This is a genomic window from Butyrivibrio sp. MB2005 (assembly GCF_000424285.1).
Lineage (GTDB): Bacteria > Bacillota > Clostridia > Lachnospirales > Lachnospiraceae > Butyrivibrio.
On record NZ_AUJP01000003.1, the window covers coordinates 74,864 to 87,075 of the forward strand.

A 12,212-nucleotide genomic window follows, 5' to 3' on the forward strand; every position below is an offset into this window, starting at 1 on the left:
TCTGAATTCAGGTCTACAATGTTAGCGTTGTTTAATAGAATTTGACTTTTTTGGAACGGAGAGTGATTATATGACAAAAATAGATATAATTTCAGGTTTCCTTGGCGCAGGTAAGACTACTCTTATTAAGAAGCTTTTAAAGGAAGCGCTTGCAGGAACAAAAACAGTACTTATAGAGAATGAGTTTGGTGAGATTGGTATTGATGGCGGATTTCTTAAGGAGTCCGGTATCGATATCCGCGAGATGAATTCAGGATGTATCTGCTGCTCACTTGTTGGTGATTTTGGTACATCTCTTAAGGAAGTAATGGATACCTATGCTCCTGAGAGAATCCTTATCGAGCCTTCAGGTGTAGGTAAGCTTTCAGACGTTATGAGAGCTATCCAGAATGTTGCAGACCAGAGTGCTGATCTTACTATGAACAGTGCTGTTACTGTTGTTGATGTCAGCAAGGCTAAGGTTTACATCAAGAATTTCGGTGAGTTTTTCACAAACCAGATTGAAAATGCAGGAACTATCCTTCTTACAAGAACAGATAAGGCTGATGAAGCTAAGATTGAGACTGCTGTTGAGCTTATTCGTCAGCACAATCCCAAGGCTACAATAATTACCACACCTCTTGATCAGCTTGATGGTAAAGAGGTTCTTGATACCTTCGAAGGCAATCATGATCTTGAGGCAGAGCTTCTTAAGGAGGTTCTTGCGCAGAAGGCTGATGAGCATCATCATCACCATGACCATGGTTCTGAAAAGTTCACTGATGAGGATGGAAATACAGTTTACAGAGCTCACAAGCACGACCATGATGAAGACGAGCACGAACATCATCACGACCATGACCATGACGAGCACAAGGAAGTTCCGCTCTCGCAGAGCTCGCCGGAACACGCTCACACTAGCCTCGAAGATACCTCGGCAAGTGTTCACAGCCACGACCATGACCATGACGAGCATGAGCATCATCATGACCACGATGAGCACGAGCACCATCATGACCATGATGAACACGAGCATCACCACGATCATGATCATGACGAGCATGAGCATCATCACCATGACGCAGATGATATATTTACAAGCTGGGGAATGGAGACTCCTGCTAAGTATTCCAAGGATGAGATTGAGAAGATGCTTGGAAGACTTGAGGAAGAGGAGACCTTTGGTGTTGTTCTCAGAGCAAAGGGAATGGTTCCCGATGAGAACGGTGAATGGATCGAGTTTGATTATGTTCCCGGAGAGCCTGCAATCCGTAAGGGAAGCGCAGATGTAACAGGTAAATTCTGTGTAATCGGTGCTGAGCTTAACGAGGATAATCTTGAAAAGCTCTTTAAGAGAAAGCTTTGATGCTTATTGTAACCCAGGTATAATAATGATATCCCTCGTCGTTTTGGCGGGGGATTTTGTGGAGTTATTTGATGTTTGGAAGGAATAGAGAGAAGAAAATGAAACCTGTATATGTAATTAATGGCTTTCTTGACAGTGGAAAGACAGACTTTTTCAAGTATACAATTGCTCAGCCTTACTTCAGAAGCAAGGGTAAGACTCTTCTTATAGTATGTGAAGAGGGCGAGAATGAATACGATGAGAAGCTTCTTAGCAATACCAATACAGTGCTTGAGACCATTGAGGAAGAGGAAGATTTTACTCCTGCAGCTCTTATGGCTCTTGATGCAAAGCATGAGCCCGAGCGTATTCTCATAGAGTATAACGGAATGTGGAATTTTAAGAATTTCAAGATTCCCAACAAATGGAAACTGGAGCAGCAGATCACTGTAATTGATGCTTCAAGCTTTGAGCTTTATTTTACAAATATGAAATCACTTCTGTCAGAGCAGCTTAGGAATTCTGAGCTTATTCTGTTTAACAGATGTGACGGAATAGAAGATCTTGCTACATATAAGAGAAATGTTAAAGCGATAAACCAGAAAGCGGACATTATCTTTGAGGATATGAACGGTGAGGTTGATGTGACTCTGGATGAGGATCTTCCTTTTGATTTGAATGCTGATCCTATAGAGCTTAACAATTTTGGTTATGGAATGTTCTATCTTGATGCTCTTGAGCATGTAGACAGATATGACGGCAAAAATGTCCGTTTTACTGCCTTGGTAGCTAAACCTTTTGATATGGCTGATAATGCATTTGTTCCCGGACGTATGGCCATGACCTGCTGCGCAGAGGATATGCAGTTTTTGGGCTTTAAGTGCGAATATGACGATGCTCCTTCACTTAAGGAGAAAGAGTGGGTTAGGGTAACAGCCAATGTAAGAAAGGCTCTTGTACCTGAATACCAGGGTGTTGGACCACTTCTTAGTGTCGTTGATATAGAGCATGTATCAGAGCCTAAGAACCCTGTAATCGATTTTTCAAATCCTAATGAATAAATGATAATCGCCGGTGGATTTTTTCTACCGGCGATTTTTGTCATATAGGTAATTCTTTTTTCTAAACAACAAAAAACTCCTGCACCGGTGAGAGATGCAGGAGTTTTTAAAATTCATATATTTAATTATGCAAGCTTGTTAACAGCCTGAGCAAGACGAGAAACTTTTCTAGAAGCTGTGTTCTTCTTGAAAACGCCCTTTGACTCAGCCTTGTCGATAGCTGATGTAGCAGCAAGGAGTGCCTTAGCAGCCTCTTCCTTATTGCCAGCTTCGATAGCTGCTCTTACCTTCTTGATCTCAGTCTTAACACCAGACTTGATAGCCTGATTTCTTGCAGCCTTCTTCTGATTTGTAAGAATTCTCTTCTTGGCAGATTTGATATTAGCCATAACTTCCTCCATTATTATTACAAAAAATTTAATAGTCATCTAAGTTATATGGCTATGAAACCGGACACGGACAGTCAATGCCACATACACCCAAATATTTTAGTTGTTATAGTAGATTATGTCAAGAGCTTTTTTGAATTACTGTACTTTACGACGCTTCTTATGTTATCATATTTCATGGTATGCGTGCTACCCGGAATTAGTGCGCGCATGTATTATGTTTTTTAGGATGGATTTATAGAATGGCTGAATTTGATCAGAGTAAAGTAAGGAATTTTTGCATAGTAGCACATATAGATCATGGTAAGTCAACCCTGGCTGATCGTATGATTGAGACCACCGGTGTTCTCACAAGTCGTGAGATGCAGAACCAGGTTCTTGATAATATGGATATCGAGCGTGAGAGAGGTATCACTATCAAATCTCAGGCTGTACGTATGATTTACAAAGCAAAAGACGGTGAGGAGTATGTTTTCAATATGATAGATACTCCCGGTCACGTCGACTTTGGATATGAGGTTTCAAGAAGCCTTGCGGCATGCGATGGCGCAATACTTGTAGTTGATGCGACTCAGGGCGTTGAGGCTCAGACATTGGCAAACGTATATCTTGCCCTTGACCACGACCTTGATGTTTTCCCTGTAATAAATAAGATCGATCTTCCAAGTGCAAGACCTGATGAGGTTAAGGAAGAGATCGAGGACGTAATAGGTATCGAGGCTCATGATGCGCCTTTGGTTTCTGCAAAAATGGGAACAGGAATTGATGATGTTCTTGAAGCTGTTGTTAACAGAATCCCGGCGCCTAACGGGGATCCCAAGGAGCCTCTTAAGGCACTTATTTTTGACTCTGTATATGACTCATACCGCGGCGTTATCGTATTTGTAAGAGTAAGAGACGGTGTCCTTAAAAAGGGCATGACCGCAAAATGTATGGCATCCGGTGCTTCATGGGAAGTTGTCGAGGTTGGATATTTTGGCCCCGGCCAGTTTATTCCCTGCGATGAGCTTTCTGCAGGAAGTGTTGGATATTTTACAGCTTCCATCAAAAATATTCAGGATGCGAGAGTTGGTGATACCGTAACTGAAGTCAGCAGACCCTGCGCAGAGCCCCTTCCGGGATACAAGAAGGTAATGCCTATGGTTTACTGCGGCCTTTACCCTGCTGATACAGCCAGATATCCTGAGCTTAGAGACGCTCTTGAAAAGCTGCAGCTTAACGACGCTTCACTTTTCTATGAGCCCGAGACTTCACAGGCCCTGGGCTTTGGATTCCGTGCAGGATTCCTTGGACTGCTTCACCTTGAAGTAATTCAGGAGAGACTTGAAAGAGAGTACAATATTGATCTTGTCAGCACTGCTCCCGGCGTTGTTTACAAGGTTCATAAGACAGACGGAACAGTATTTGATCTGACCAATCCTTCGAACCTCCCTGATCCTTCAGAGATAGATTACATGGAGGAGCCTATTGTAAACGGCGAGATTATGGTTACCACCGATTATGTGGGATCCATTATGCAGCTTTGCCAGGAGAGACGCGGTAAGTATCTGAGCACAGAATATATAGAGGCTACTAGAGCTATCCTTAAATATGAGCTCCCGCTTAATGAGATTATTTACGATTTCTTTGATGCGCTTAAGTCAAGATCAAGGGGATATGCTTCTTTTGATTATGAGATCAAGGGCTATGAACAGTCAGAGCTTGTGAAACTTGATATTCTCATAAATCGTGAGCAGGTGGATGCCCTTTCCTTTATCGTTCACAAGGATGGTGCCTATGAGCGCGGACGCAAAATGTGTGAGAAGCTTAAGGGCGAGATTCCAAGACACCTGTTTGAGATTCCGATTCAGGCAGCAGTGGGCGGCAAGATCATTGCCAGAGAGACCGTTAAAGCTATGCGTAAAGACGTGCTTGCCAAGTGCTACGGCGGTGATATCAGCCGTAAGAGAAAGCTCCTTGAGAAGCAGAAAGAGGGTAAAAAGAAGATGCGCCAGATTGGTAGCGTAGAGATCCCTCAGCAGGCATTCTTAAGCGTCCTTAAACTGGATGAAGGAAATTAAGTAAGGAATACTAATCTTAAGCGTCCTTAAACTGGATGAAGGAAATTAAGCAAGGAATACTAATCTAAAGCCTTCTCCCTATAATTAGGGAGAAGGTGTCAGCGAAGCTGACGGATGAGGGTAACTGATGAATTCACTTGGAATTTACATTCATATACCTTTTTGCATAAGAAAGTGTCTGTACTGCGACTTTCTCTCCTTTTCCAAGGGGAGAGCGCAGCAGGCACTTTATTTTGATGCTCTTGAAAAAGAGATTTTGATTGCGACTAAGGATTGCAGAGAATATGAAGTAGATTCTGTATTTTTTGGCGGAGGAACACCAACCTCTGTTGAACCGGAATGTATCGTGAGGATAATGAATGTCCTTAGAGATAATTTTCAGATAAAAAATGATGCTGAGATAACCATGGAGTGTAACCCCGGAACGGCGGATTATGAAGCTTTAAAAAAATACAGGGAAGCAGGAATAAACAGGCTGAGCATAGGGCTTCAGTCAGCAAATGATGAGGAGCTTAAAAGACTTGGCAGAATCCATGACAGGTCGATGTTTGAGGATTGTTATAAAAATGCAGTTAAGGCAGGCTTTGAGAACATAAATGTGGACCTTATGAGCGCTCTTCCCGGTCAGTCTTTGGAGGCTTGGGAGGATAATCTGAGATATGTGTGCGACCTTGAACCTGCGCCGCAGCATATCTCTGCCTACAGTCTTATCATCGAGGAGGGTACTCCTTTTTATGAGATGTATGGAGATGATAGCGAAGAAAACAGTATTGATTACGCATCGCATGTTCAGGCGGGCAGCCGCGATGACTGTAGGCTCCCTCTTCCCGATGAGGATACTGAGCGCAAGATGTATCATCGCACGGAGGAAATACTATCTGCCCATGGCTATCACAGGTATGAGATTTCCAATTACTCGGAAAATGGAAAAGAATGTAGCCATAATCTAAGATACTGGCAGGGCGGAGATTATCTTGGTGTCGGCCTTGGAGCAGCATCTTTGATGAAGGGCGAAAGATTCCACAATACGTCTGATTTTGAAAGGTACATAGAAGTTTTGGGCAATGCTTTACCTGACAAAGTTGATGGCGATAATGACAGAGTGCAGCTCCTTTCTGATATCAGAGAAGATATAGAAAAGCTGGATGAAAAGGCCAAAATGGAAGAGTTTATGTTCCTGGGGCTTCGCCTTACAGAGGGAGTATCCGCCAGTGAATTTAAAGACAGATTTGGAATAGAAATAGGAGAAGTATACGGAGATGTTATCGAGGATCTCCGGGAAAAAGAGCTCCTTGAATGGGAGGGAGATATGATTAGATTATCTTCCGCAGGGCTGGATGTCAGTAACTACTGCATGGCTGAATTTTTATTTTGAGTAAGAGTGGCAGTTTGAGCCATTTAATCCAAATTTAAGAATATTTAACGATAACTTCGTTGACAATTTTTTTTCTTTTCGACAAGATAATTATAGAAAAATATGCGCATGCAAATGCAAGGAGTGGAAAATGTCAAGGATTGATGAGATTCTTAAAACAGCGAAAGAGGCAGGGGCATCAGATGTCCATATTACTGTAGGTATTCCGCCTAAGATGCGAGTAAACGGTAAGCTTATAGCTCTTGAAGGATATCAGAGAATGCTTCCCGATGATACCATGGAAGTTGCAAAGACCATCATGAGCGAAAAGCAGCTTGAGCTTTTAGATGCCAACGGTCAGCATGATATGTCTTTTTCGGTTATGGGACTTGGACGTTTCAGACTTAATGTGTTTAAACAGAGAGGCTCTGTGGCTATGGCAATTCGTCTTGTTGCCACTGAGATACCGGATCCTGAGATTTTGGGAATCCCTCAGTCTGTAGTCAATCTTTATCAGAGACAGAGAGGGCTTGTGCTTGTAACAGGACCTACCGGTTCAGGAAAATCCACAACGCTTGCATCTATTATCGATAAGATAAACGACAACAGGGAAGCTCATATCATCACCCTTGAGGATCCTATTGAGTTTTTGTATCAGCACAATAAATCCATAGTAAATCAGCGAGAGGTTGGCCTTGATTCTGATAATTATGCCAATGCTTTAAGGGCTGCTTTAAGAGAAGATCCCGACGTAATCCTTGTTGGAGAGATGAGAGACCTTGAGACTATAAGTACAGCTATAACTGCGGCTGAGACGGGACATCTGGTTCTTTCCACGCTGCATACCATCGGAGCAGCAAGTACTGTGGACAGAATAATCGATGTTTTTCCGCCTCATCAGCAACAACAGATCCGTATTCAGCTGGCCAACGTTCTTGAAGCTGTTATCTCACAGCAGCTTATTCCTACAGCTGATGGTGATGCCAGAGTGGGAGCCTTCGAGGTTATGCATGTAAACAGTGCTGTCAGAAATATGATTCGTGAAGGTAAGACTCACCAGCTTATCACAATCATGCAGACAAACCGCAAGCAGGGCATGATCACCATGGATGATGCAATTGTTGAGCTGTGTAAGTCAGGCCAGATAAATCGTGATATGGCTATACATTATGCTCAGGATCCTGAGACCATGCAGGCAAAAATTCTTAGATGATTTTTTGCGGTGCAGTTTTTGTTCCGCAAAGTCAGTGTAAATAAGTGCAGGCAAATTTTCGGTATAGATTTATAATTGAAAATTTGCTTGCATTTCTTTTTCTAATCGGTATAATAAAAAAGATTTCACGCGGAGATTCTCCGTACAATTTTCCTTTATTTTTGGTGAATTAATTGGATTGACGGTCCTTTGGGGTACGTTTATGCCCTGAAAGGAGTTTATATGTTTAGTACAGTTGTTTCAGGTGCGGTGAAGGGGATTCAGCCGTATCTGATGCAGGTTGAGGTGGATGCTTCCGACGGACTTCCAATGTTCAATATGGTTGGCTTTGTAAGCGGAGAAGTTAGAGAAGCCTCAGAGAGGGTGAGAGTTGCCCTGAAAAATGCGGGATTTCCGATGCCGCCCATGAGAATTACGGTTAATCTGTCTCCGGCGGATATAAGAAAATCCGGCATTGCGGTAGATCTCCCTGTGGCCTTGGGAATTCTTTGTGCCATGGGTGAGATAAATGAGAAGGCTCTTGAAAACACAGTGGTTATCGGCGAGCTTGGACTTGACGGAGAAGTGAAGGCGGTAAACGGTGTATTACCCATGGTTACCTATGCCTGGAAAAAGGGCTTCAAGACCTGCATTCTGCCCTACGATAATGCAAAAGAAGGCGCTGTTGTAAGAGGGATGAAGGTTATTGGAGTAAAGAATCTTCTTGAAACCATCAGCTACCTTACTGCTGATGCTGCTGAGCGTGACAGCGTAATTGAGCCGACAAACATCGACGTGAGCATGATGTTCAGGGATGCCGAGCCCGGTGATAAGTATCTGAGGGGGATGGATTTTTCTGAAATAAACGGGCAGGCTGCGGTGAAAAGAGCAGTGGAAATTGCTGTGTCCGGATATCATCACATACTTATAGTTGGTCCTCCGGGATCGGGGAAAAGTATGATTGCCAAGAGGATTCCCGGGATAATGCCACCCTTATCAGAGGATGAGAGCCTCGAAGTATCCTCAATCTACAGCGTGGCAGGGATGCTTAAAAAGGGAGAGGCGCTGGTCACAAGAAGACCATTTATGAGTCCTCATCATTCCATAACGGAATCGGCTCTGACGGGAGGCGGAACAATACCTCATCCGGGAGTCATTTCACTGGCTCACAGAGGTGTTCTTTTCCTGGATGAGATGACAGAATTTAAGAGAAATACACTTAATCTTTTGCGGCAGCCCCTTGAAGACAGGGAGGTTCATGTGGCAAGAAGCGGAGGCAATTTTGCATACCCTGCCGACATGCTTTTGGTAGGCGCCATGAACCCCTGCCCTTGCGGATATTATCCCGATCTGAATAAATGCAGATGCTCGGAAAATGAGATATCCAGATATCTTGGAAGAATTTCAGGTCCTATTTTAGACCGAATAGATATAAGTGTCGAAGCTGCCAAAATTGATGTGGGCGAGCTTAGCCATGATAATCACTGCAACGAGAGCAGCGCCGAGATCAGGAAGCGCGTGCTTAAGGCCATGGATATCCAAAAGAACAGGTTTAAGGATGAAGGCATAAGATTCAATTCTGAGATGAGCCCTTCCCAGATAGGAAAATATTGCAGACTTGGAATTAAAGAACAGAGATTGATGGAGCAGATTTTTAATACTATGGATCTTTCTGCCAGGGCGTATCATAAGGTTCTCCGTGTGGCAAGAACTATAGCAGATCTTGATGGGAGCGAGCTTATTGAAACAAGGCATATTACTGAGGCTGCGTGCTATAGGATGACGGATTCCAAATATTGGAATAAGCAGAGTACCCGGGGAAAAGATGATACGCCTGTAAAGATTATTAAGAGCAGGAGGGCAGGATAATGGCATATTGCGGGATCGGTAAAAATGGCCCGAAAGCATCTGATGAGGTCAAATATGCATATATGCTCCATAGCATTCCGGGCTTTGGGAATAAAACTCTTTTTATGCTCTATGAAGAATTTGGAAGCTGCAGTGAGATATATAACGCGGCTGATAAGGACATCAGAAAGATTCTTACTGCCAAACAATGCAGAGCCTTTGAAACAGCGAAAAGAGAATTTGATGTAGAGGGTGAATATGAATTTCTTTATAACAGAGGGATCGATTTTTATCCTTACTTTTCCGGAGAATATCCAAGGCGTCTTAAGGATATCCCCGATCCGCCCTTTGGGCTATATTGCGCCGGGAAATTACCTGATGAGCTGCGGCCCTCCGTTTCGATAATAGGAGCGCGAAACAGTTCTGAATATGGGAAATATGCTGCAAGGCTTTTTGGTGAAAAGTTGGCACTTGCGGGAGTCCAGGTTATAAGCGGCATGGCAAGAGGAATTGACGGTATTGCACAAAGAGCGGCAGTAGACGTAGATGGAGAATCCTTTGGGATCCTTGGAAGCGGTGTTGATGTATGTTATCCCGAGGAAAACAGACCTTTGTATGATGCTCTTATTTCGACGGGTGGTGTCATCTCTGAATATGTTCCGGGGACATTGCCAAAGCCTCAGTTTTTTCCGCCAAGAAACAGGATTATCAGCGGGCTTTCCGATGCGGTGATAGTCATAGAGGCGAGGCAGAAAAGCGGAACACTTATCACTGTTGATATGGCACTGGATCAGGGAAGGGAGGTTTTTGCCCTGCCAGGTAGAATCTGTGACAACTTAAGTAGCGGATGTAATCAGCTTATAAGGCAGGGAGCGAATATTGCCACTTCTCCGGAAGACGTTGTGGAATTTCTAAGAAGAAAGCTTATAGGAGATGCAGGTGTAATTTCGAAGGAAAAGGATGGAGGGTTCGAAATTAATTCAGAGCGTACTGCCCCGGATTATAAAGTTTCCATTAAAGATAAGACTGAAAATAGCGCAACTGCGCCACTTGTTCCGCTAAGCGATGAGCAACAAAAAGTGTATTCGGAAATGGATTTTTATCCGCAGACTTCAACTGCCATTTATGACAAAATGGCCGCAAAGGGCATAAACATGGGAATCTCGGAGGTTATGAATATCCTTGTTGAACTTTGTATCATGGGGATAGCAGCCGGAAACGGAGGAGGTTTTTGTAAAAAAATAACCTAATTAAAATATCAAACGGAAACGTTTCCAACACAGTAATAGAGCTAAGACAAACGGTTGCGCACACACATTTGCCGTGTAAACGTTTCCGGTAATGAATTTGTGCAATATGTATAAGGAAAACGTTTTTCTTTTATGAGAAAATCACTATTGACGATAAAAAAGCACAGACTTACAATGTGTTCAAGAGCAACCGATTGCGCAAATTAATCATTGCGCAACAAAAAACGGTAATAAACGGAGGAAAAAGTAAAATGAAAAAGAAATTGGTATCAGTTTTGATGGCAACAGCTATGACTGCATCACTGCTTGCAGGATGCGGCGGCGCAGCCGACACAGCAGCAGATACTGCTGAGAGCACTGCAGATGCAGTAGAGGAGACTGCAGAAGAGGCAACAGAAGCAGTTGAAGAAACAACTGAAGATGCAGCAGAAGCAGTTGAAGAAGCTACAGAAGATGTTGCAGAAGCAGCAGATGACACAGATTACGGCACAGGCGAGATCAAGATCTGGGTTGCTGACAACGTAGTTGATTTCACAAAGGAGCAGTTCGATAAGTTTATCGAAGCTAACCCTCAGTTCGCTGGATACACAGCAACAGTTGAGGCTGTAGGTGAAGGCGATGCAGCAAGCAACATGATCACAGACGTAACAGCAGGTGCTGATATTTATGGTTTCGCTCAGGACCAGACAGCAAGACTTGTTGCAGCAGGTGCTCTTGAGGAGGTTGCTCCTGAGAACGTTGATGCAATCAAGAGTGAGAACGCAGCAGGTGCTGTAACAGCAGCAACAGTTGGTGACACACTTTATTCTTATCCTGAGACAGCAGATAACGGATATTTCCTTTACTATGATAAGAGCGTTGTAACAGATCCTTCTACTCTTGAGGGCATCCTTGAGCAGTGCGAAGCAGCTGGTAAGAACTTCTACATGGATCTTACAGGTTGGTATCAGGTAGCATTCTTCTTCGGAACAGGCTGCACACTTACATACGAGTCTGACAATGATGGTAACTTCACAGCATGTGATTGTAACTATGATTCAGAAGAAGGTCTTGTAGCTCTTAAAGAGATGATCGAAGTTGCTTCTTCTAAGGCTTTCCAGCCCGGTTCTTCTGCAGGCGATGCAGTTGACTACGCAGCAATCATCGATGGTACATGGGATGCAGATGTTGTTAAGGCAGCACTTGGCGACAACTACGCTTGCGCTAAGCTTCCTACATTCACAGGTTCTGACGGCAAGAGCTATCAGATGAGCGGCTTCAATGGCTGCAAGCTCATCGGTGTTAAGCCTCAGGAAGATGAGAACAAGCTTGCTGTATGTGATGCACTTGCTCAGTACCTCACAAGCGAAGAAGTTCAGCTTGCTAGATACAATGCAGTAGGTTGGGGCCCTTCAAACCTCAAGGCTCAGGAAGATCCATCAGTTAAGGCTGACGAAGCTCTTTCAGCACTTTCAGAGCAGTTCGCATTCACAATTCCTCAGGGTCAGTATCCTGGTGACTACTGGTCAAACGCAGAGGCACTTGCTGGTGACGTAACAGACAAGTTCCAGAGCGCATCTGATGATGACCTCAAGGCAGCACTTGCTACATTCCAGGAGACAGTAGTAGGTCTTGCTCAGTAAAACTGATGACTTAGCGAGGTTTTGTCGAGCTTAGTCAGAAGTTTGTAAAAACAATACCTTGAAAAATTCAAACCGGCAGGAGCTTTTGCCTTCTGCCGGTTTTTTAGAAGGA

At 43.6% G+C, this 12,212-nt stretch carries 9 protein-coding genes; 8 read left to right on the forward strand and 1 reads right to left on the reverse strand.

Going from position 1 to position 12,212, the window contains the following annotated elements:
• The first annotated feature begins 70 nt into the window (after positions 1-70).
• A complete protein-coding gene (locus G610_RS0100410) occupies positions 71-1,345 on the forward strand; it encodes a CobW family GTP-binding protein (RefSeq protein ID WP_026523193.1) in 1,275 nt (424 codons plus the stop codon).
• A gap of 98 nt (positions 1,346-1,443) precedes the next feature.
• Positions 1,444-2,385 (forward strand): TIGR03943 family putative permease subunit, encoded by a 942-nt coding sequence (locus G610_RS0100415; RefSeq protein WP_026523194.1) that lies wholly within the window; start codon positions 1,444-1,446, stop codon positions 2,383-2,385.
• Positions 2,386-2,510: 125 nt separating this feature from the next.
• Here the strand turns inward: G610_RS0100415 and rpsT are convergent, their stop codons facing one another.
• Positions 2,511-2,774 (reverse strand): 30S ribosomal protein S20, encoded by a 264-nt coding sequence (gene rpsT / locus G610_RS0100420; protein ID WP_026495310.1) that lies wholly within the window; start codon positions 2,772-2,774, stop codon positions 2,511-2,513.
• 242 nt (positions 2,775-3,016) lie between these two features.
• Between rpsT and lepA the strand changes: the two genes are divergently transcribed.
• The 6 genes from lepA to G610_RS0100450 all read left to right on the forward strand — a co-directional run bounded on the left by lepA (position 3,017) and on the right by G610_RS0100450 (position 12,100).
• On the forward strand, positions 3,017-4,834 hold the full coding sequence (gene lepA / locus G610_RS0100425; RefSeq protein ID WP_026523195.1) for a translation elongation factor 4: 1,818 nt from the start codon (positions 3,017-3,019) through the stop codon (positions 4,832-4,834).
• 127 nt (positions 4,835-4,961) lie between these two features.
• Positions 4,962-6,209 carry a radical SAM family heme chaperone HemW gene (hemW, locus tag G610_RS0100430; RefSeq protein WP_035796516.1) on the forward strand — a complete coding sequence of 416 codons (1,248 nt, stop codon included), beginning with the start codon at positions 4,962-4,964 and terminating at the stop codon, positions 6,207-6,209.
• Positions 6,210-6,339: 130 nt separating this feature from the next.
• Entirely contained in the window at positions 6,340-7,401 is a 1,062-nt protein-coding gene (locus G610_RS0100435) for a type IV pilus twitching motility protein PilT (RefSeq protein WP_026523197.1), read from the forward strand.
• A 222-nt stretch (positions 7,402-7,623) separates the two neighbouring features.
• Positions 7,624-9,249, forward strand: a complete 1,626-nt coding sequence (locus G610_RS19110; protein ID WP_051197385.1) for a YifB family Mg chelatase-like AAA ATPase — start codon at positions 7,624-7,626, stop codon at positions 9,247-9,249.
• Complete coding sequence (gene dprA / locus G610_RS19115; protein WP_051197388.1) at positions 9,249-10,478, forward strand: DNA-processing protein DprA; 1,230 nt, start codon at positions 9,249-9,251, stop codon at positions 10,476-10,478. Before G610_RS19110 ends, dprA begins: the two co-directional genes overlap by 1 nt.
• A 251-nt stretch (positions 10,479-10,729) precedes the next feature.
• On the forward strand, positions 10,730-12,100 hold the full coding sequence (locus tag G610_RS0100450; protein WP_026523198.1) for an extracellular solute-binding protein: 1,371 nt from the start codon (positions 10,730-10,732) through the stop codon (positions 12,098-12,100).
• Positions 12,101-12,212: the final 112 nt, after the last annotated feature.